At 39.3% G+C, this 20,823-nt stretch carries 20 protein-coding genes and 1 pseudogene; 17 read left to right on the top strand and 4 right to left on the bottom strand.

Features of this window, described 5'->3' with window-relative positions:
* The first annotated feature begins 71 nt into the window (after positions 1–71).
* The 11 genes from dnaG to FC84_RS03075 all read left to right on the top strand — a co-directional run bounded on the left by dnaG (position 72) and on the right by FC84_RS03075 (position 12,269).
* Complete coding sequence (gene dnaG / locus FC84_RS03125) at positions 72–1,901, top strand: DNA primase (protein ID WP_083479513.1); 1,830 nt, start codon at positions 72–74, stop codon at positions 1,899–1,901.
* A gap of 21 nt (positions 1,902–1,922) precedes the next feature.
* Positions 1,923–3,074 (top strand): RNA polymerase sigma factor RpoD, encoded by a 1,152-nt coding sequence (gene rpoD, locus FC84_RS03120; protein WP_057755251.1) that lies wholly within the window; start codon positions 1,923–1,925, stop codon positions 3,072–3,074.
* Positions 3,075–3,523: 449 nt separating this feature from the next.
* The gene (locus FC84_RS03115; RefSeq protein WP_057755249.1) at positions 3,524–4,243 is read left to right on the top strand and encodes a tRNA (adenine(22)-N(1))-methyltransferase; all 720 of its coding nucleotides are present in this window, start codon (positions 3,524–3,526) and stop codon (positions 4,241–4,243) included.
* Positions 4,215–5,027 (top strand): Nif3-like dinuclear metal center hexameric protein, encoded by an 813-nt coding sequence (locus FC84_RS03110; protein WP_057755246.1) that lies wholly within the window; start codon positions 4,215–4,217, stop codon positions 5,025–5,027. Before FC84_RS03115 ends, FC84_RS03110 begins: the two co-directional genes overlap by 29 nt.
* Positions 5,028–5,048: 21 nt before the next feature.
* On the top strand, positions 5,049–6,293 hold the full coding sequence (gene pepT, locus FC84_RS03105; RefSeq protein ID WP_057755243.1) for a peptidase T: 1,245 nt from the start codon (positions 5,049–5,051) through the stop codon (positions 6,291–6,293).
* Complete coding sequence (locus FC84_RS03100) at positions 6,274–7,134, top strand: shikimate dehydrogenase family protein (protein ID WP_057755240.1); 861 nt, start codon at positions 6,274–6,276, stop codon at positions 7,132–7,134. Before pepT ends, FC84_RS03100 begins: the two co-directional genes overlap by 20 nt.
* 13 nt (positions 7,135–7,147) lie before the next feature.
* Complete coding sequence (gene aroF, locus FC84_RS03095; protein ID WP_057755238.1) at positions 7,148–8,146, top strand: 3-deoxy-7-phosphoheptulonate synthase; 999 nt, start codon at positions 7,148–7,150, stop codon at positions 8,144–8,146.
* Entirely contained in the window at positions 8,139–9,206 is a 1,068-nt protein-coding gene (gene aroB, locus FC84_RS03090) for a 3-dehydroquinate synthase (RefSeq protein WP_057755235.1), read from the top strand. Before aroF ends, aroB begins: the two co-directional genes overlap by 8 nt.
* Before the next feature lie 6 nt (positions 9,207–9,212).
* The gene (gene aroC / locus FC84_RS03085) at positions 9,213–10,415 is read left to right on the top strand and encodes a chorismate synthase (protein WP_057755232.1); all 1,203 of its coding nucleotides are present in this window, start codon (positions 9,213–9,215) and stop codon (positions 10,413–10,415) included.
* Positions 10,408–11,751: a 3-phosphoshikimate 1-carboxyvinyltransferase gene (gene aroA, locus FC84_RS03080; RefSeq protein ID WP_057755227.1), complete on the top strand. Its 1,344-nt coding sequence runs from the start codon at positions 10,408–10,410 to the stop codon at positions 11,749–11,751. Before aroC ends, aroA begins: the two co-directional genes overlap by 8 nt.
* On the top strand, positions 11,748–12,269 hold the full coding sequence (locus tag FC84_RS03075; protein ID WP_057755224.1) for a shikimate kinase: 522 nt from the start codon (positions 11,748–11,750) through the stop codon (positions 12,267–12,269). The genes aroA and FC84_RS03075 overlap by 4 nt, the downstream gene beginning before the upstream one ends.
* A 95-nt stretch (positions 12,270–12,364) precedes the next feature.
* Here FC84_RS03075 and FC84_RS03070 read toward each other — a convergent pair whose 3' ends face one another.
* Positions 12,365–13,783, bottom strand: a complete 1,419-nt coding sequence (locus tag FC84_RS03070) for a C69 family dipeptidase (RefSeq protein ID WP_057755221.1) — start codon at positions 13,781–13,783, stop codon at positions 12,365–12,367.
* Between the two features lie 295 nt (positions 13,784–14,078).
* On the opposite strand from FC84_RS03070, the gene FC84_RS03065 reads away from it, so the two are divergent.
* From FC84_RS03065 to FC84_RS03050, 4 genes and pseudogenes are all read left to right on the top strand, one after another.
* Positions 14,079–14,588 (top strand): hypothetical protein, encoded by a 510-nt coding sequence (locus FC84_RS03065; RefSeq protein WP_057755218.1) that lies wholly within the window; start codon positions 14,079–14,081, stop codon positions 14,586–14,588.
* A gap of 50 nt (positions 14,589–14,638) precedes the next feature.
* Positions 14,639–15,879, top strand: a pseudogene (locus FC84_RS03060) (glycosyltransferase family 2 protein); the annotation flags it as partial.
* A gap of 101 nt (positions 15,880–15,980) precedes the next feature.
* Complete coding sequence (locus tag FC84_RS03055; RefSeq protein WP_057755216.1) at positions 15,981–16,169, top strand: 2-hydroxymuconate tautomerase; 189 nt, start codon at positions 15,981–15,983, stop codon at positions 16,167–16,169.
* A 159-nt stretch (positions 16,170–16,328) separates the two neighbouring features.
* Complete coding sequence (locus FC84_RS03050) at positions 16,329–17,318, top strand: aldo/keto reductase (RefSeq protein ID WP_057755212.1); 990 nt, start codon at positions 16,329–16,331, stop codon at positions 17,316–17,318.
* 63 nt (positions 17,319–17,381) lie between these two features.
* On the opposite strand, the gene FC84_RS03045 is transcribed toward FC84_RS03050, so the two are convergent.
* Complete coding sequence (locus FC84_RS03045) at positions 17,382–18,185, bottom strand: Cof-type HAD-IIB family hydrolase (protein ID WP_057755209.1); 804 nt, start codon at positions 18,183–18,185, stop codon at positions 17,382–17,384.
* Between the two features lie 191 nt (positions 18,186–18,376).
* Here FC84_RS03045 and FC84_RS03040 point away from each other — a divergent pair, with 191 nt between their 5' ends.
* Positions 18,377–18,688, top strand: coding sequence for a metal-sulfur cluster assembly factor (locus FC84_RS03040; RefSeq protein WP_057755206.1), 312 nt, complete (start codon positions 18,377–18,379; stop codon positions 18,686–18,688).
* A gap of 90 nt (positions 18,689–18,778) precedes the next feature.
* Here FC84_RS03040 and FC84_RS03035 read toward each other — a convergent pair whose 3' ends face one another.
* The gene (locus FC84_RS03035) at positions 18,779–18,964 is read right to left on the bottom strand and encodes an LBP_cg2779 family protein (RefSeq protein WP_057755204.1); all 186 of its coding nucleotides are present in this window, start codon (positions 18,962–18,964) and stop codon (positions 18,779–18,781) included.
* A gap of 77 nt (positions 18,965–19,041) precedes the next feature.
* Here FC84_RS03035 and FC84_RS03030 point away from each other — a divergent pair, with 77 nt between their 5' ends.
* Positions 19,042–19,362, top strand: a complete 321-nt coding sequence (locus FC84_RS03030) for a hypothetical protein (RefSeq protein ID WP_057755201.1) — start codon at positions 19,042–19,044, stop codon at positions 19,360–19,362.
* 74 nt (positions 19,363–19,436) lie between these two features.
* Here FC84_RS03030 and FC84_RS03025 read toward each other — a convergent pair whose 3' ends face one another.
* Complete coding sequence (locus tag FC84_RS03025) at positions 19,437–20,726, bottom strand: hypothetical protein (protein ID WP_057755198.1); 1,290 nt, start codon at positions 20,724–20,726, stop codon at positions 19,437–19,439.
* Between the last annotated feature and the right edge of the window lie 97 nt (positions 20,727–20,823).

The raw sequence follows: 20,823 nt of genomic DNA, 5'->3' as shown, positions 1-20,823 counted from the left end.
TTATGTAAACTGGGCTGACTTTAGGTATCTCACGGTTCAGCCCATTTCTTGCTAATTGATAGTGAGAGGAAGTGATTACCATCGCAGGAAGAATTCCCGAAGCTTTTATTGAGGAAGTGCGGCAAAAGACTAACATTGTTGATGTTGTCAGTCAGTACGTTCAACTGAAAAAACAAGGAAAAAACTTATTTGGGCTATGTCCCTTTCATGAAGAAAAGACGCCTTCATTTTCAGTAACGGAAGACAAACAAATCTTCAATTGTTTTAGCTGTCATCGTGGTGGTAATGTCTTCAAGTTCATCATGGATATTGAAGATATTTCCTTTCCCGAAGCAGTTTTAAAAGTCGCTGACTTCAGTGACATTTCGCTGCCCCAAGATCTCGCCACGCAAAAAGCTACGGCAGATCAATCGCAGGCTCAACAATTACGCCAACTTTATCAAGATGTGCAAGTTTTATACACGCATATTTTGTTGAAAACTAAAATTGGTGAGCCAGCACTGGATTATTTACAGGATCGTCAACTTGATGAGCAGGCAATTAACGAATTTGGATTAGGTTTTGCACCTGATCAAAGTGATTTGCTACTCAACTTTTTAAAAACACGTCATGTCTCACGTGAATTAATGGTTCGTTCTGGACTGTTTGCGCAACGTCAAGATGGTCAGTTAATTGATCGTTTTCGTAATCGGGTGATGTTTCCGATTTGGGATCAGTCTGGGCGAGTGATTGCTTTTTCTGGACGCTTATTAACCAAGTCTGATAACGAACCGAAATATTTAAACTCACCAGAAACTGAAATTTTTCAAAAACGTGATGTGCTCTATCATTTTGCCCAAGCTAAGCGCGAAATTCGGCAAACCAAAACAGCCTATTTGTTTGAAGGCTTCATGGATGTCATTAGTGCTTATCGCGCCGGGGTAACTAATGGTATTGCCTCAATGGGAACTAGCTTAACGTCTGATCAATTATATTTATTGTCTCGGGCCGCACAGCGGTTAATTATTTGTTATGATGGTGATGAACCTGGTCAGAATGCAATTGCTGATGCGTTGAAATTAGTTAAGGAGCGACCGTTCGAAATTGGTGTCGTGATGCTACCTGATGGCCAAGATCCTGATGAATACATCAAGGCTCATGGTGCTGAAGCATTTCAACAGCAATTAGAAGGTCACGTCTTAACACCAGTAGCGTTTGAATTACAACGTTTAGCTGGACAATATAATTTCTCGGTTGATAATGAACGTTTGGCTTATGTTCAAAGTGCTTTACAAACTTTGGTGACAATTGAGTCAACAGTCGAACAAGATTTATATTTACGGCAAGTGGCTGATCAAGCTAATGTTGATTTAACCGCATTAAAAACCGAATTTACCAATGCAGTGCGGCAATATCAACGTAAAGAGCGTGCTAAGAAACGACAAACGCGTTTAACCACTCAGCAAACAAGTTCAGCGCCGCCAATTTTAAATGTCGTTTTAAATCGGACCGAGATTTCTGAACGACGCTTGTTGAATTTGGCAATTGGCGATCCAACGCTGTGTCAACAATTGATTGATCAAGCTGATTTTGCCTTTAATAATCCGCAGTTGCAAACATTATTTGAAAACTGGCAACAATATTTACAAACAGACGGTCAGCATGATGTGGCCGGCTTTGCTGATTTTCTCACACCGGATCAGCAACCATTGTTAATGGAAGTTGAAATGATGCCACTGCCGGATGAAATTAGCGATGCTGAAATCAATGATTACATTCATAATATTCAAACTGCTCACCTTGACCAACGTTTAAAAAATGCTCAGCAACAAGTTAAACGAGCGGCCGAACAAGGCGATGGTGATGCAGAGATGAAATGGCTAAACGAACTTTTACAGTTAAAACGCCAATTGAGTCAATAGCAATGTAGGGGGACAATCTAGATGGCAGAAAAGAAAACAACTAAAAAAACAACCACTAAAACAAAACAAGAAATGAAAGCAGAGGTTAAGAAATTAACTACTGCCGTTAATGCTTTAGTTAAAGAACACAAACCCGATAAAGAAATTACCGAAGATGAACTAGTTAGCAAAATTGTTCAACCTTTTGAACTGGAAGATCAAGCTGTCGATGAATTAATGCAGCAACTAGAAGACAAAGGTTACGCAATTGTTGATCAAGACGGTAATCCTAGTGCCCGTTCCCTCAAGAAAGAAAAAGAAGTTAGTAAGAAGTCATTAACGAACCTTTCTGCACCAACAGGAGTTAAAATTAACGATCCCGTCCGAATGTATTTAAAAGAAATCGGTCGTGTTCCGTTATTAAAGGCTGACCAAGAAGTTGCCTTAGCTTTACGGATAGAACAAGGTGACGAAACAGCAAAACAAGAATTAGCAGAAGCTAACTTGCGTTTAGTTGTTTCAATTGCCAAACGCTACGTTGGTCGTGGCATGCAATTTCTTGATTTAATCCAAGAAGGTAACATGGGCTTAATGAAGGCCGTTGAGAAATTTGATTACCGCAAGGGCTTTAAGTTCTCAACTTATGCCACCTGGTGGATTCGTCAGGCAATTACGCGTGCAATCGCTGATCAAGCTCGAACAATTCGGATTCCAGTTCATATGGTCGAAACAATTAATAAATTGATTCGAATCCAACGTCAATTATTACAAGATTTAGGTCGGGAACCAACACCAGAAGAAATTGGTGCTGAAATGGACATGCCAACTGAAAAAGTTCGCGAAATCTTGAAAATTGCTCAAGAACCCGTTTCGTTAGAAACACCAATTGGTGAAGAGGATGACTCTCATTTAGGTGATTTCATTGAAGATCATGATGCAACTAGTCCTGAAGAACACGCTTCTTATGAATTGTTGAAAGAACAATTAGAGAGTGTCTTAGATACGTTGACAGACCGTGAAGAAAACGTCTTACGATTACGTTTTGGCCTTGATGACGGTCGAACTCGCACTTTGGAAGAAGTGGGTAAGGTCTTTGGTGTTACGCGTGAACGGATTCGTCAAATTGAAGCAAAAGCATTGCGAAAATTGCGTCACCCATCACGTTCTAACCAATTAAAAGATTTCTTAGAATAATTAACTTTAAGCTCAGGACATTTTGTCCTGAGCTTTTTTAGTACTTTTTGCTAAGGGGTACATGAAACATGATAATACTTTTGCTATAAAGTTAGATTGACAAGTAGTTTAATAATCGTCGAGTTTAAAAATGATACCAATAATATGAGTAGCGTAGGAAAATCGCGGTCAGCCGCGAAATTGTTGTTGATGCTTTAGCATTTACAACAAAGCTTGTATTTAAGACAAGCCTCGATTGGCTTAAATCAAGGATCGCAGCGTTCCACCGCCGTATTTTCCGGAGATACGGAAATAACCAGATTAGTATTAACATGATCACATGTGTATTCGAAGCACGAGCATGAGGAATTTTTAGTTTTAATAATTTTCAAAATGGTTTAGTTGTGGGGCTAATTAATTAAGGCAATCTTTGCTATAATAGAAGCGTAAACAATTTCAAGGAGTTTTTAATGGTTAAACTTTCAAAACGGTTACAAGCAGTGGCAGACTTAACCCAACCTTGGCGGCGAATTGCCGACATTGGTTCTGATCATGCCCACTTACCACTTTATTTACGAGAACAAAATAAAATCGACTTTGCAGTTTGTGGTGAAGTCATTCCCGGACCATACGAAATTGCCGCAGCACACGTCAAAAACAGTGCTTATTCGGCAGATTTAGTCGTCCGCTTGGCGGATGGTCTACAAGCCATTCAGCAAGATGATCAAGTTGAATGTGCTGTGATTGCCGGTATGGGTGGCATGTTAATCACACAAATTTTAGAGCGTGGTCATCAAGAACTTAGTTGGCTGAAAGGCTTAGTTTTACAGCCTAATCAAAATGTCGACGTCGTTCGTAAATGGTTAGCCGAACACAATTGGCAAATTACAGCTGAGAATCTAGTTTTTGATGAAGGTCACTATTATCAAATGATGGCAGCTCAGCCTAGTAAAACCCCAACAACTTACACTGATCTGCAATTATTAATGGGACCGGCAATGTTGCAAATGCCAGCAGTGCCTGCTGATTTTACTCATTACTGGCAATTTAAATTAACCCAAAAACAAGCAATTTTACAGCAGTTACAAAATGCTAGTGAGCCACCAGCCGATAAGATTTCACAGATGGCTAAAGAAGTTGATTTGATTAAGGAGGGATTAAATGCAACCAACCGTTCAGCAAATCATTGATCAATTCGAACAATTTGCACCACCACGTTATGCAGAACCCCATGATCCGATTGGCTTACAAATAGGTAATCGTGACCAAATTGTTCATAAAATTTTAATCACCTTAGATGTTCGACCAGAAGTCGTTCAAGAAGCAATTGCTAATCAAGTTGATTTGATTTTAGCCCATCATCCGCTGATGTTTCGCCCAGCACCACACTTGGACTATCGTGATCCCCAACAGAGAATGTATATGGATTTGATTCAACATCAAATTTCCGTCTTTGCTGCTCACACGAACTTAGACGAAACGCCCGGCGGCATGAACGACTGGCTAGGTGAGAAAATTGGCTTACAAAATCTACGGCCCTTTAATCGGCGCACAAAAGACTTTAGTGAGCCCTCGATTTATCTAGGTGTTGTCGGTGAACTGCCCACCACGCAGTCGGTACTAGCGTTTGCCCAAACCTGCAAACAAGTTTTTAACGTCTCTGGTTTGCGTTTAACAACCCATCATCCGGAGCACCCCGTTAAACGGGTCGCAATTATTGGCGGAGATGGCGGTAAGTTTTATCGTGCAGCCTTGGCTGAAGAGGCCGATGTTTTAATTACCGGCGACGTTTATTATCACACCGCTCACGATATGTTAGCTGAGGGCTTAAGCGTCATTGATCCTGGTCATCATATCGAAGCCGTGATTATGGAGCGACTGCCACCGTTACTTAAAGAATGGCAACAACAGCATGATTGGCAATTCGAGATCCAAGTTTCACAGATTAACACTGATCCATTTCAATTTATTTAAACTACTGGAGGTTATCACATCATGGCAAAATACGAAAATTTAGTCCCAAGATTTCTTAAATATGTAAAGGTTAATACACGTTCTAATCCTAACTCTGACACAATTCCTTCCGCTGCTCATGAAGTACCATTTTTAAAGTCATTAATGGCTGAGTTGGAAGAAATGGGCATGAGTGAAGTTAAATATAACGAAAAAAATAGTTATGTGACAGCTTTATTACCATCAAATCTTGATCACAAAGTACCAACAATCGGCTTTATTACCCATATTGATACCGCTGATTTTAACGCTGAAGGTGTTAACCCTCAAATCGTTGAAGATTATGACGGTCAATCTGTTATCAAGCTTGATGCTGATGGCAAATATGTCTTGGATCCGGCCGAATTCTCAAGTTTAAAGAAGTATGCCGGTCATACGTTAATTACCACTGATGGCACAACCTTACTAGGCGCTGATGATAAGTCTGGTGTTGCTGAAGTGATGACAGCTATGGAATATTTGATTAGTCATCCCGAAATTAAACACGGTGATATTAAAGTTGGCTTTGGTCCTGATGAAGAAATTGGTACTGGTGCCGATCACTTTGATGTTAAAGATTTCAATGCTGATTTTGCTTATACTGTTGATGGTGGTCCGCTAGGTGAATTGGAATATGAAACTTTTAATGCCGCTTCTTTCAAATTAAAGATTGAAGGTAAAGATGTTCATCCTGGTAGTGCTAAAGATATCTTAGTTAGTGCTATTCAATTAGGTATTGACTTCCAAAATCAATTACCACGTGATGAAACACCAGAAACAACTGACGGCCGCCAAGGTTTCTTCCAGCTTTGGATTTTCAACGGTACGATTGATGAAGTCAATATGGAATATATTATTCGTGACTTTGATCGTGAAGGCCTCGAAAACCGTAAACAATTAGTCAAAGATATTGTGGCTAAAATGAACAAAGAACTTGGCCAAGAACGCTTAGCTTTAGACATGCATGACGAATACTACAACATGGTTGAAGTTATGAAAGATCACATGGATGTTGTTAAACTAGCGGAAGAAGCAATGGCTGAATTAGATATCACACCGGATGAATCACCTGTTCGTGGCGGTACTGACGGCTCTAAATTATCATTCATGGGCTTGCCAACACCAAACTTATTCGCCGGTGGTGAAAATATGCACGGTCGCTATGAGTATGTTTCTGAGCAAGTTATGGAACAAGCACTTGATGTTGTTTTGAAGATCAGTGAATTAAATGTTAAACAAAACAGCTAATCAGGCTCAATATGCTTTATTGGCTCATCCCGCTAAGCATAGTTTGTCACCCCAAATTCATAATTATGGCTTTAAAGTAAACCGCCTAAACGCGGTTTATTTTGTTATTGATACAAATGCTAGTGGGCAAGAAGTGGCTCGAGCAATTCGGCAGCAACCGTTGACTGGCTGTAATTTATCCTTGCCTTTAAAAGAAACTATTTTGCCTGAACTAGATACTATTTCAACCAGTGCTCAACTGATTGGTGCGGTGAATACCGTTTATAATGACAATGGACGCTTAATTGGTGAAAATACTGATGGTACTGGTTTAGTTGCTGATATTAAAGCTCACGGTGTTGATTTAACCCAGGCCAATATTCTCTTACTCGGTGGTGGCGCCACAGCACGTGCGATCTTAACAGCATTTGCTTTAACACCGGTTGCTAGTGTCACGGTTTTACAACGTGCACATCGGCTACACTACCAACAAGTTGAACAACTGATTAAGAATTTAACACCAAAAACAACGACTAAATTAACTTGTCAGCCTTGGCAACAAGTTGAACAACTTAATTGGCCACAGTTTAACTTGTTGATTAATGCCACGAGCATTGGGTTTGGCAAACTTAGTGATCAAGCGTCATTAACACGCCAACAATTAACCCATTTACAGCCAACAACTAAAGTTTGGGATGTCATCTATCAACCACGCCAATCGCAATTACTTCAACAGGCAGCTCAACTTGGATTACAAACCCATAATGGCTTAGGCATGTTAGTGCAACAAGCAGCGGGTGCCTTTAACTTTTGGACTGGTAAAAATTTACCCGTTAATGAAATCGAATCTTTTTTGAAATGAGGACTTCAACCATATGATTATTCAATTTAAAACACCAATGAACCACGTTATCGTCGACGATATTTTAGAGCAAATGAAAAAAGGCCACCATCATGGGGTTATGTCTGACAATCATTTGATCATTTACGATTTAGATCATTTTGATTTTACCGACCGTGAAGCTTCAGTGATTGAACATATTGAAGCAACGCAACCACGTTATGCATTAAGCAGTCGCAAGTTCCAACCCGAAGATACAATTATTGAAACAGCTCATAATAAAATTGGCGGCGATAATTTTACTATCATGGCTGGTCCTTGTTCGGTTGAAAATGAAGAAATGATTCACCGCTTGGCTGCTGAAGTTAAAGCTGCTGGAGCAACCGTTATTCGCGGTGGGGCCTTCAAGCCTAGAACATCACCATATGACTTCCAAGGATTAGGTGTTGAAGGCTTACGTTATTTACGCGAAGCCGCCGATGAAAATGACCTAGATGTGATTACTGAAGTCATGTCTGTTGAAGAAGTCGAAACGATTGGCGAATATACCGATATTTTTCAAATTGGCGCTCGTAACATGCAAAACTTTGACTTGTTAAAGGCCGTTGGCAAAACCAATAAACCAGTCGCTTTAAAACGTGGTTTAGCTGCAACAATTGATGAATGGTTAAACGCGGCTGAATATATTATCAGTGAAGGCAATTCAAAAGTAATGTTAGTTGAACGCGGAATTCGGTCATTTGATAGTACCTACACCCGTAATATTCTTGATGTCGGCGCAATTGCAGTTGCCAAGAAATTAAGCCATTTCCCAATTATCGTTGACTCTAGCCATGCAGCTGGTCATGCTGATTTAGTTGCACCTATGGCTTACGCTGGTGTTGCTGCTGGTGCTCAAGGTTTACTAATTGAAGTCCATGACCATCCTAGTCAAGCACTTTCTGACGCAGCACAACAATTGACCCCAGCGCAATTCACTAAACTGGTGGCTCAAGCTAAACAAATTCACGCTTTAACTGAAAATCATGACTAATTGGCAATTAAAGCTCGCGGATAAAACGACGAAGATCCAAGTACAAACGGGAAGTAGTCAGCAGTTATTAACTGCTTTGCCGCAACTTGGGGGTAGAAAAATCCTGATCTTAACAGATAGTCAGGTGGCGCCGTTATATTTACAAAAGTTAGTTCAACAACTGGCGGCAGTTAGTCAAGTCTTTACTCAGATTGTGGCCGCAGGAGAGTCTAGTAAAAAAATAGCCAATGTGGAAATTTGCTATCAACAATTAATTGAAAATCATTTTACCCGTCAAGATTATTTGTTGTGCCTTGGTGGCGGCATGGTTGGTGATTTAGGCGCTTTAGTTGCCAGTACTTTTATGCGTGGCTTGCACTTGATTCAATTACCCACCACAATCGTTGCCCAATCAGATAGTAGCATTGGTGGCAAGACGGCCATTGATTATCACGACGTTAAAAATTTAATTGGTACTTTTTACCCAGCAGAAGCGGTCTTAGTCGATCCAGAATTATTGTTGACGCTACCACAACGAGAATTAGCGGCTGGCTTGGCCGAGGTTATTAAATCATTATTGATTAGTGAGCAACAACCGGAGGATCAACAATTACTAGCACAAATCACCCCAGACGAATTGACCAAGACTGATTTATTGGCCCGGTTAGTTACGCGGGGCCTTCAAATTAAGACTCAGCTAGCTCAGATAGACTTTTACGATTTTAAGGAGCGCCGTTATTTAAACTTTGGTCATACGATTGGACACGCGGTGGAAGCATTAGCAGCTGGTCAATTACATCATGGTGAGGCAGTTAGCATTGGCATGGTCGCGATGATGCGTGCTTTAGTAGCGCATCAACAACTACCAACATCAGTGTTGACGCAGACACAACAACTGTTAAGTAGTCTAAATTTACCTATTGAAATTCCTCAGCAGTTCACGCACCAACAGATTATGACTAAACTCATGACAGATAAAAAAGCAAATGATGTCGGCATTCAATTGGTCTTACTGCATGATATTGGACAACCTTATTTACAGACCATGACATTTACAGATTTTAAACAATGGTTAGGATGATAACAAATGGATTATGTCACAGCCGGTGAATCTCACGGGCCCTTTTTAACGGCCATTATTTCAGGCTTTCCTGCTAATGTGCCACTGGATCAAGCAACCCTTTTAAATCAGTTGCGCCAGCGGCAAGTCGGCTATGGTCGTGGTGGCCGCATGAAAATTGAAACCGACCAAGTTCAAGTCACCAGTGGCGTTCGTTTTGGTAAAACATTAGGTTCGCCAATTGGGTTATTATTAGCAAATAAAGATTATCAAAATTGGCAACACGTCATGTCAATTTGGAATGAGGCCGATCAAAACACACCGGAAAATCGTAAACGAACGATTACCAAACCACGACCAGGTCATGCTGATTTAGTTGGCGGCCTAAAGTATCAACATCTCACAGATTTGCGTAATGTTTTAGAACGAGCTAGTGCCCGCGAAACAGCAATGCGCGTAGCAGTGGGTAATTTATGCCAACAATTTTTGGCCAATTTTGGTATTCAGATCAGTGGTATAGTCACCGCAATTGGCCAGGCTGAACTAGATAACAAGACATTAGCTCATGTTAGTCGGGCACAGTCCGCTACTGATTTTACAACAGCAGTGATATTGCCTGTACAAGCAAGTAATGTCCGCACAGTAGACGAAACAGCAGCCCAACAAATGCTCACTGTCATTGATCAAGCTCAAGCGGCTAAGACAACTTTAGGCGGTAAAATTCGCGTGATTGTGCAAGGACTACCTGCAGGATTAGGTAGTTACGTTGACGCTCAACAAAAATTAGATGCCCGTTTAAGTCAATCCTTAATGAGTATCAACGCCATTAAAGGCGTTAGTTTCGGTGATGGGTTTACCCTGGGGACAACGAATGGTCGCGCAACTTTAGATTTAATTACCTACAAACAGGGGCAGTATCAACGGCTGAGCAATCATCAAGGTGGATTAGAAGGTGGCATGACTAATGGTGCGCCATTATTAATCGATTTGGTGATGAAACCCATTCCGACCCAACCAACTGGTAGTCCAACCATTGATGTTCAAACCAAAGAACCTGCCCAAGCAACGGTTGAACGTTCTGACACAACAGCAGTGCCAGCAGCTTCGGTTATTGCCGAAGCAATGACTGCGATTACAATCATGCAAGCCTTTTGCGATATGTTTGGGGCTGATGATTTAACTCGAATTAAACGCAACTATCAAGCTTATTTGGATGAGATTAATGACTAAATCAGAACAAATTCAACAACAATTTAAAGAGCTGCAAATAACGCCCACACAATCATTGCAAGGAACTTATCAAACGCCTAGTGATAAAAGCATTTCTCACCGCGCGTTAATTTTTGGTGCAATTGCAAAAGGACAAACAGTCATTAACCGGCTTTTACCAGCAGCAGACGTGTTGCGGACTAAAACTGCTTTACAACAACTAGGGGTTAAAATCACGACTACTGGTGAACAAACAACTGTTGAGGGGCAGGGTGGTTTTAAGTTTAAGCAACCTCAACAGCCCTTAAATCTCGGTAATTCTGGCACAACGACGCGCTTATTTTTAGGCTTATTAGCTAAACAAGCTTTTCCAATCACCCTTGTTGGTGATGCCAGTTTAAGTCAACGGCCAATGGCACGTGTGGTTACGCCCTTGCAAGCTGTGGGGATGAAAGTTAACTATCTAAATGAGTTTGATCAGCTACCTTTGACAATTTTGCCAAATCAGCATTTACAAGCTTTGAATTATCAAATGCCAATTGCCAGTGCCCAATTAAAATCGGCTTTAATTTTAGCAGCTTTGCAAGCAGACCAACCATCAAAAATCGGTCAGCTTGCTGAAAGTCGGAATCATACCGAATTAATGTTGACTCAGTTTGGCGGTAATATCAACGAAAAGCAACGTTGTTTACAGATTCAGCCCTTGATTCAACCGTTAATTGGCCAAACACTGACGGTACCTGGCGATCCTTCCACGGCAGCATTTTTGATCACTGCAGCTTTGTTACTACCTAATAGTCGCTTAACGGTAACTAATCACAGTCTTAATCCAACTCGCACGGGCTTTTTACAATTATTAGAGGCACAACACGCACCACTAACATATTTAAATAAAACAACCGCAGGCGAGCCAAGCGCTGATATTCAAATTAAAACTTTGATCACACCACTAAAAGCTTTTACGATTAATCAGAAAAATTTAGGACGTTTAATCGATGAAATTCCAATTATTAGTTTGCTGGCAACGCAGGTAGTAGGAACGACAGTGATTCGTGACGCGCATGAATTACGCTATAAAGAAACCGATCGCTTGCACGTTATCGCCACAGAATTAACTAAGTTTGGTGCGACAATTACTGAATTACCGGATGGTTTGCAAATTACCGGTCCCACTCAATTAAAACGCCCTAGTGTACCGTTAGACGCTCATCAAGATCACCGTATTGCGATGATGTTAGTCGTTGCCGAATTATTGATTGGCGAGAAATTGCCCATTGCTGGTATTGAAAGTATCGCGATTTCTAATCCAACATTTATCAAGGATCTGATTTCATTGCTAAAGGATGAAAATAAATGAGTATCATTTTGATTGGTTTTATGGGTGCAGGTAAAACAACCATCGCTAAAACTTTAGCGACGCAATATCAATTACCGATGGTCGACACAGACCAACTATTGAGCCGCAAATATCAACAACCCACTGGCAAATTATTCACGGCTATTGGCGAAGCAAAATTTCGCGAAGTAGAATTCCAGGCTTTAAAAATGGCTTTGCAGGCTAACACACCAATTATTGCCACAGGTGGCGGCATTATTGAGTATCAAAAAAGTTGGCAACTATTAGCTGAACAGAATGACGTATTTTGGCTAGACGTTGATTTTGCAACTTGTTGGCAACGCATTGCCAACGATTCAAATCGCCCAGTTGCCCAACAAAACTCACCAGTAACTTTATTAGCGCGTTATCAAAATCGGAAACGACGTTATCAGTCCGCTGCTAATTACACAATTACTGCAGCTAATCAATCACCATTAGCATTGGCCAGCCAAATTTGGGCCTTGCAGACAACACTACGGTCATCAAAAAAATTTTAAAGTATAAAAAAATCGAAGTCTTAAGACCGGAGCGTAACTAGATAAGAAAACCTGGTTGCTCGCTGGTCTTGCGGCTTCGATTTTTTTTAGAAATTTTAGAGATTAGGGTCGACATTAAAGTTTAAGGGGGAATCAGCAGTTTGCTCTGTCAATAGTTGCGCTGTTAATTTTTTGTAAGCTTTCAAAGCGATGTCAGCAACTTTTTGATTATGCTGATCAATCAAAGCTTGATGACTTGCTTGTTTAGCCAACGCCTGATCAGATTGACGTAATTGTTGCGTTAAGGCTTGGTTAGTATCGCGTTGTACACCAGCTAATAACTTAGCATTGCGCGCCCAATGACGATCTAAGAGAACACTGGCTTGTTTGAAGACCCAGTATGCTGAATTAGTTGAGTAAGTTTCCTTGCCGTGGGCATACATTGCGGGGACTTTTTGACCATAACTATAAAATGGCACATAAACACTTTGGGCAGCAATGCCCATTGCTAACCAATGCACACCAATTAATTCAGGTTGTTGCACGGGGCGTAATTGTAAGAGATGCGACTCTTGACAAGTGGCCACACTAATTGGTCGAAAACGTGGGGTTCCTTGCGGATTGGCAACCAGATCATAAGGTGTATTCTGATAGTGATCGCTTAGTACACGTTGTGCCATTTGCACAGAAATTGGAAAATCAGGCTTGCGAATAAACGGCAAATTAAAGTCTTGTGGCATTTGTTTGGCAGATGGTGTTAATAATCGTTGGCCACTCCAAACGCGCGGTGTGTTGTAGACTAAATCTGAGTCATCAGTAGTGCCAAAAATCCGACGAAAGTTAAAGGGTTGATCAGCTGGCCATAATTGGTTTGCTTGAACGAATTCTTGTAGATGAGGTGCCGTCATAAAGGTATCAGTATCGTTAAAGTCAACGACTTCAATGCCTAATTGATTCGCAACAACTGCATAACCGTCATCGGGAATTCGTTGGGCAACCCATTGATGTCCTGAAGCCACTTCAAAGTACCAAGCTTCTTCTTGATCAGCAAATAAGATCCCGTTAGCTTCAGCACTACCGTGTTCAGTAATAATTTCACCTAAACGCTTAACACCTTCTCGAGCCGTCTTAACGTAGGGAAGTACAACTGTAATGATTGCTTCTTCTAAAATGCCAGTTTCTAATTCGAAGGGGTCAGCGGCTAAAACCCGTTCATTAGCATAAGCACTTTCTGTTGCGCTAACAGCCACATGATACTCATTGATCCCATCTTCTGCGAAAATACCATATTTATCTGTCCATTCAGGTGTGGCCGAGTATTGATAGGCAACTTCTGGCAGATTAAGTTCAAATTTATTAGCCTTTGACTTAAAAATTACTTGTTGGTGTTCAACATGAGGATAGAATTTTAAATGTTTAGGCCAAGCAGTTTGACTATCTTCGTTACGGCCAATGATTACCGAACCGTCGATACTAGCTTTTTTACCGATTAAAATTGATGTACAAGCGGAACGTCCATACTTTTTTGTTGCCATGAATAAACTCCCTTTTTGATTAAATAGACCATCGTATTTTATTAGTCCATAACGATTTAATACTCTATATTTTAGTCCATTACTAAAAAAACTGCACGAAGTTATCAATAGAATTTATGAATAAATTTACATTCAACCAACCACTTAATTAAGTGATGAGTTCACAAAAAATATATAACGTTTAGCCCAAGAATATGGTAGATTTTTTGAACTGAGCTACTGGCTTTGTGATATAATAATTGTTTTGAAGGTAGTATAGTTATTCGTCATATTTTCAGGAAATCGAGAGATAGCAATGGTTAAAAAAATAATTACTCGTCAAGCGGTCAGTCATGAGTTATTATCTGATCGGTACTTCATGCCCGGTCATTTAGGTTTAAAAATTCGGCAAACTTTATTTGCACTTTTAACTTGGTTAGGGGTCTTTTCATCGTTCATTTGGCTGACGTTGCCTTATCTTTGGCCGCAAGTACTTAAACCGTTCCAGTTTAATATAAAAAAACAAGAAACAAGTGCAATTAAGTCACTAGGCTTATTCTTTTTAATTGCGGCAATTGTGATTTTCACTGGTGCTGTTATTTTAACAATCCGTAATAATTATATTTATAAGCGTCAATTAACTCAGTATACCTTGCCCGATGAAAGGCAAGTTAATCATCGGGCTTTAATTATGGAACAATTTTATACTGAACGTTTTGGACCAAGGGAAATGCGTGAATCGATTCGTTATTATTCCGTTCCCGAGGAAAAGAACTTGGCGGATGATACAATTCAAAATCTATTTAAAGACCATGGTGAATCGTAATGAATTTAATATTTGCACAATTAAGCGGATTTTTTAAAATTATTTTTCTAATACTTGTTTCCTATCCAGTATTAGGGGCCTTTTATTGGTTTGTGGGCGCAATTTGTTTTCGATTTTTATTTAAATATAATCTACCAGCTTGGATTCCGCTTACTAAAGAAATTGAACCAATGGTTACAATTATGATTCCCGCCCACAATGAAGAAATTGTTATCGAAAAAACAATCACGTATTTGATGACAAAATTAAATTATCATAACTATGAAGTCCTAGTTACTGATGATGGCTCAACTGATCAAACCGCCGCGATTCTTGAGCGGTTGATGAAACAGTATGATAATCATCGTGTACTTCATATTGAAAAGAATAAGGGAAAAGCCCATGCTTTCAACATTGGCGTTGGCTTTGCAAAAGGCAAACTCATCCTGAGCAACGATGCTGATACTGTACCTGAAGCAGATGCTTTATGGAAATATGTTAATTATTTCTTATACTCTGACTCCAATAATATTGCTGCAGTAACGGCCAACATGGACGTTAAAAATCGCACTAAAATTATTGCTAAGTCACAAACTGTTGAATTCTCCAGTATCGTTGGTATTATTAAACGAACGCAACAGGCGGTTTTAGGCGTTATTTATGCTTATAGTGGTGCCAACACGATGTACCGGAAAAAGCTTTACTAGATGTTGGTTTATTTCGGCAAAATCGGGCAACTGAAGACATTAGTATTGCTTGGGATCATCAAGAACGTAATTGGCTATCTTTATTTGCACCGGAAATTATGTTTTTTATGGAAGTACCTGAAGATCTCAAGGGACTCTATCATCAACGTAAACGCTGGGCCAAGGGCGGTACAGAAGTTTGGCTAACCAACTTTAAATTAGTCTTCCATCAACCAATTCAAAATATTGGCAGAACGATGCTATTCGTTGATCAAAGTTTAAGCATTATCTGGTCATTATTTTTTTGGTTTTCTTCTGTGGTTTTTATTGTGAAGATGATGATTGCCATTGGTTCAGGGCAGTGGATTGCTATTGACCAACTTATTACAACGTCAGCTGTTTTCATTAGTTTTGAAATGATTGCTGGTATTTTACAACTTATGGCAAGTCTTATTGTTGATGATCGCGGTCGTAAATTAAAATACTTTTTATTTGCACCTTTTTACATGTTGTTCTACTGGTTGATCAATACTTTAACAATTTTAACGACTTTTATTGCGGCTGTTAAAACTATTTTAGGACAGGGTACTGGCACTTGGGTTAGTCCTGAATGTCATCGTGATTAGCTTCCACTCTGTTAATGAAGTACTAGCCGATACAGCTTTACAACACTCCCTAAATAGCCGATAATAAAACTATCTTTTATTTAATTAAGGAGGGCTGATCCATGCCATTCGTTCATATTGAAGTCGTTGCTGGTCGGACAGAAGCACAATTAAAAGCCATGATTGAAGACGTTACGGAAGCCGTAGTTAAGAATATCAATGTTCCTGCAGAACACGTTCATGTTATTCTTGATGAAATGCAACCTAATCGCTATGCTCAAGGCGGCGTTTTACGCAGTGAACAAAAATAAACACTCAAAAAGGACTCACGGCATTTAGCCGCTGCTGTCCTTTTTTAATACAAATAATTCCAATTCACTTGCTAAACCAAAGGTAACCGTTTTATCATGAGTAAGTACTAGTTCTAATGTTTTCTTAAAAATAAAATCAATCTAAAGGAGTTTTTTTAAATGGTCTATCGTGCAGCAGAGAATCGTTATGAAAAAATGCTTTATCGGCGTGTTGGGCAGAGCGGCTTAAAGTTATCGGCTTTATCGTTAGGTCTTTGGCACAACTTTGGTGATGTTGATCGCCTTGCTAACCAAAGTGACTTATTACATTACGCCTTTGATCACGGCATTACTTGTTTTGATATTGCCAATAATTATGGTCCAAGTGCAGGATCAGCTGAAGAGAATTTTGGTAAAATCTTTCATGATGATTTTAAGCCTTATCGTGATGAAATGATTATTACTTCTAAAGCCGGCTTTTATATGTGGCCTGGCCCCTATGGTGAGTGGGGTTCACGCAAGAATATTATCGCTAGCTGTAACCAAAGTCTTAAACGAACAGGCTTGGATTATTTTGATATTTTTTATTCACACCGTCCTGATCCTGAAACACCGTTTGAAGAAACAGCATTAGCGTTAGATCAAATTGTTAAATCTGGTAAGGCTTTATATATCGGCATTTCTAACTATGACGCTGAACAAACCCAAGCGATTACGACTATTTTTAACGACTTGAAGACGCCTTATATTATTCACCAAGTCCAATATAATATGTTTGAGCGAACTCCAGAAAATGGATTGTTCGACGTTTTAACTGCTGAACACAAAGGGGCGACTGTTTACAGTCCCTTAGCACAAGGCTTATTAACTGATCGTTACTTGAACGGTATTCCTGAAGATTCGCGTGCTAATCGACAAGATAGTCCATTCTTGTCAGTTGAGGATGTAGATCAACGTTTAGCCCAAATTAAACAATTGAACCAAATTGCTGAATCACGGGGACAATCACTAGCAGAAATGTCCTTAGCTTGGGATTTACGCAACGAGGTTGTTGCAAGTGTCATTATCGGTGCTAGTCGAGTTAGCCAGCTTGAAGATAATTTGCAAGTCTTAGACCATTTAGATTTCAGTGATTCTGAATTAGCTCAAATTGATCAAATTACCAAATAATTTGCTTTACAAAAAGACGCCATTAGTCATCATTTTGACTAATAGCGTCTTTTTAAAATTTAATTATAAACTTAAATAATGGCTTAAATAATCAGCTAATCCGTTTTGATCATTGGTTAAAGTTGTCACATCATTAGCAATCGCTTTAACATTAGGTACGGCATTAGCCATAGCAACGCCCCAGCCAACATTGGTTAACATATCTAAATCATTGACTTCATCACCAAAAGCAATGATATCACGGTCAGCAATGTTGAAATAATCAGCGACGTAGCGCACACCAGCATATTTGTTAATGCCATGATGGACAATTTCTAGAGCATTAACTTCGCCACCCCAACTATTCATTTCAATGTTGGGATATTTAGCACCAAGAACTTGCTTCACATAAACTTGATCTTTATTATCTAAGAAAATCGTCAAAGAAGTCGGATCAGTGGTTAAACTTTGCTCATTTAAAATTTGTTCGCTAGTTAATTGAGTCGGGAAGAAACCAATGTCTAAGTCAGCTAATTGGTCAGCAAATAAAAAGTTTTTGCCTTCAGCAGCAATCATTTGAATCGGTAAGTCGCGTTTCATCTTTAGTACATCAAAAACTAAATCACGAGGGATAGTAGAATCACGTTCACCAGCCCACACTTGGTCGGGAACATGAATTAAACCACCGTTAAAATTAACCATCGGGCTATTTAACTTTAATTGGTGATAATAATTAACACTAATGCGATTAGGACGGCCAGTGGCAATTGCTACAAGGTTACCAGCATCTTCAGCTTTTTTAAGAACACGGGCGGTTTCACTAGTGATTTTAGATTGATTATTTAAGGTTGTACCATCAAGATCTAATGCAATTAATTTTTGTGTCATGAGCTAATTCCTTTTTATCTTGTTTTTTATGAATAACATAAAAGTTGTTTTTTAATAAAACGTATCGTTTAATCTTATCAAAAAATACGCTAATAATAAAGTTTTCTCACTTTAAGCATCATTGAACTAGTGATTTTTAAATTGCGCTTTCATTGATTTGTCGGTATAATCAGGGGCAGGGAGTGAAGCTTATGGCAACTGATGAACAAAAAGAAAAAATGCTAAACGCACTAGAATCTGTTATTGATCCAGAATTAGGGATTGACATTGTCAATCTCGGCTTGATTTATGAAGTTGATCTAGATGATGATGGCTTAGCTACAGTTAACATGACGCTAACGACAATGGGTTGTCCTTTAACCGACTATCTTAGCGATAACATTAATCATGTCCTTAAGGCATTGCCTGAAGTTAATGATGTTGAGATCGAACTTGTTTGGTATCCACAGTGGAATCCTGATATGATGAGCCGCTATGCGCGAATCTCATTAGGTATCGGTTAAAAAACTTCAACCAAATAAAAAAACGTGATATTATCACGTTTTCTACATACACTGCCTAACAGTGTGAAGTTGATCTAAATAAGCTAGTTGCTATCTTTTACTAGCAAGATAAGTTGTCAGACGTTGTGCTTCTTCAGGAGTAGGCGTCATCTCGCCAGCTTTAATCTGATGAATGGCTTCAACACTGAAGTGGCTCTCAAATGCGATTTGAGTATCTGTTAATTCTTTACGCTTCTGAAATTCAATTAATTCTTCCGCAATTTTTGGTAATGCCATGTCAATAACCTCCTTGGCTAACAACTAATTTTAACATGAAATGTCATCATATAGAAAATAAAATGTAGGTGAGTATAATGGAAAAAAATGAATTACCTGATTTCCCCGCAACAGAATTTGCCGCTTTTTCAACTGCTAAATTGAGTTACTTCTTACCTTACACCTCGCTTACCACAGTTGAGCAAATCAAAACCTTCTTTGGTGAAGACTTCGGTAAAAAAGCAGACGTGGTTAATGACCAATTGGTTGTTTTAGGTAGTGAAGGCTGGGAACCCGTGCAAAAAGGGTTAATTATCGCTAAATTTACCAACAATAAATATAAAATCATTGATGTTGATTACTATCGCCGTGATTTTAATGATCCTATTATCGATTCAGAAGGTAAGGGAATTTACTAAGCATTAACTAAAAAACGACTACGAATTTATCGTAGTCGTTTTTCTATTAATTGATTCTTGTAATTTTAAACAGATTATTTGAAATCGTGTTCTGCAAATTTTGGTGTTTCAACAGCCTTAACGCCTTTTAAATGGGTGATTAAGCGGGCAGGTTTAGCGCCAACAATTTGGCGTAAAATTTGAACAGCCTCAAACCCGGTCTTACCATCATTTCGACCAGTTAAACCACGTAAAATGGTTTCTGGTGTGACATAAGGATCAATCAGCGCTAAGACCACATTTTCGGTTGCTGCCGCTGTTGCTTCAGGAACTGCTAAAGTTGTCAGAGCTGTTTCTAATCCAGCCGTATAATCTAATTTCGTCTGTAAGAAGCGAATTTCAGCGGCAACTTCAGTGCGATCAACTGAAACAAAGTCTAAAATATCAGTTTGTTGTAATGCTGTCACCATTTCAGCATCTGTGTTAACTGCTTTATCAGCAACTAACGCTGCTAAACGCTGCAAATTTACTTTGATCTCTGGTGCTAATTCAGTCGCTTCACCGTTGATAAAAGCGGACAAATTACTTTCAGCAGCCACAGCAACAATAATTTTAGCAATTGGTAACCCTAATTGACGAGCATAGAGTGCTGCTAAGACGGCATTTAACTTAGTACCAGGGATAACCAGATTCACTGCTTCAGATTGAGCCTGATTCGTTAAATTGACTAAGGCAGCAATTAAAGGAATTTGCGTCAATAGCACGGTTTGATCAATTAAGCGATACTCTGGATGGCTGGTTAAAAGATGATTAGCAGCAACTGTCGGTTGATCATCTAAATAGAGTGCTACATTATCATGACCTTGTAACTCAGCAAGCTCTGTTTTTAAGATGGTTGGTAACTGACGTTCATCATAGATACCGATTAACTTTTGGTCAGCTAATAAAGTTTGGCCTAGGCTAATTAATAACTCAGGATCTGTGGCAACAAAAGTTTGTGTGGTTGCGGCCAAATGAGTGATTGCTAAGGTTGCTAAATCAGCACTGGTCATCGTGGGGCTATTAAATAATTCACTAAAGTTAAATTGAGTTTGTGGATGATCAACTTCAGTATAATCTGGGGTCACAAACTGACTTAAGGCTTTATCTTTAAAAATAGCTTGCGTCGCTGTTTCAACCGCTGTGGTTATTTGTTCTTGATCTAAACCAGGTAAAAATTCAGAATATAGTTTTTGTAAAACAGCAACTGGCGTCAGCTCCTGTTCAAAAGTTAATGGCGCTAGATCAGTCGGAATTGATACTTGTTGCGTATTAGCAGCTTGCCATACGGCATTGGCTGCTGGTATAACTGTTGTTAAATCTGTTACATTAATATATTTTGTCATTGTTATATTCGCATCCTATCATAATCTAATTTCCTCCTTCATTGTAACGTAACCGATTACAAAATTACAGGAACAGTCAAATAAAAGTTAAATATTT

It is taken from the genome of Lapidilactobacillus dextrinicus DSM 20335, from assembly GCF_001436095.1.
GTDB lineage: Bacteria > Bacillota > Bacilli > Lactobacillales > Lactobacillaceae > Lapidilactobacillus > Lapidilactobacillus dextrinicus.
Note: the sequence above shows the minus strand (reverse complement) of the source record. Positions and strands in the feature narration are given on the sequence as shown.

Excerpts from the sequence above, each read along its gene's own strand:
- rpoD (WP_057755251.1), top strand. The coding sequence starts at position 1,923 with ATGGCAGAAAAGAAAACAACTAAAAAAACAACCACTAAAACAAAACAA.
- FC84_RS03115 (WP_057755249.1), top strand. The coding sequence starts at position 3,524 with ATGGTTAAACTTTCAAAACGGTTACAAGCAGTGGCAGACTTAACCCAA.
- FC84_RS03110 (WP_057755246.1), top strand. The coding sequence starts at position 4,215 with ATGCAACCAACCGTTCAGCAAATCATTGATCAATTCGAACAATTTGCA.
- pepT (WP_057755243.1), top strand. The coding sequence starts at position 5,049 with ATGGCAAAATACGAAAATTTAGTCCCAAGATTTCTTAAATATGTAAAG.
- FC84_RS03100 (WP_057755240.1), top strand. The coding sequence starts at position 6,274 with ATGTTAAACAAAACAGCTAATCAGGCTCAATATGCTTTATTGGCTCAT.
- aroF (WP_057755238.1), top strand. The coding sequence starts at position 7,148 with ATGATTATTCAATTTAAAACACCAATGAACCACGTTATCGTCGACGAT.
- aroB (WP_057755235.1), top strand. The coding sequence starts at position 8,139 with ATGACTAATTGGCAATTAAAGCTCGCGGATAAAACGACGAAGATCCAA.
- aroC (WP_057755232.1), top strand. The coding sequence starts at position 9,213 with ATGGATTATGTCACAGCCGGTGAATCTCACGGGCCCTTTTTAACGGCC.
- aroA (WP_057755227.1), top strand. The coding sequence starts at position 10,408 with ATGACTAAATCAGAACAAATTCAACAACAATTTAAAGAGCTGCAAATA.
- FC84_RS03075 (WP_057755224.1), top strand. The coding sequence starts at position 11,748 with ATGAGTATCATTTTGATTGGTTTTATGGGTGCAGGTAAAACAACCATC.
- FC84_RS03070 (WP_057755221.1), bottom strand. The coding sequence starts at position 13,783 with ATGGCAACAAAAAAGTATGGACGTTCCGCTTGTACATCAATTTTAATC.
- FC84_RS03065 (WP_057755218.1), top strand. The coding sequence starts at position 14,079 with ATGGTTAAAAAAATAATTACTCGTCAAGCGGTCAGTCATGAGTTATTA.
- FC84_RS03055 (WP_057755216.1), top strand. The coding sequence starts at position 15,981 with ATGCCATTCGTTCATATTGAAGTCGTTGCTGGTCGGACAGAAGCACAA.
- FC84_RS03050 (WP_057755212.1), top strand. The coding sequence starts at position 16,329 with ATGGTCTATCGTGCAGCAGAGAATCGTTATGAAAAAATGCTTTATCGG.
- FC84_RS03045 (WP_057755209.1), bottom strand. The coding sequence starts at position 18,185 with ATGACACAAAAATTAATTGCATTAGATCTTGATGGTACAACCTTAAAT.
- FC84_RS03040 (WP_057755206.1), top strand. The coding sequence starts at position 18,377 with ATGGCAACTGATGAACAAAAAGAAAAAATGCTAAACGCACTAGAATCT.
- FC84_RS03035 (WP_057755204.1), bottom strand. The coding sequence starts at position 18,964 with ATGGCATTACCAAAAATTGCGGAAGAATTAATTGAATTTCAGAAGCGT.
- FC84_RS03030 (WP_057755201.1), top strand. The coding sequence starts at position 19,042 with ATGGAAAAAAATGAATTACCTGATTTCCCCGCAACAGAATTTGCCGCT.
- FC84_RS03025 (WP_057755198.1), bottom strand. The coding sequence starts at position 20,726 with ATGACAAAATATATTAATGTAACAGATTTAACAACAGTTATACCAGCA.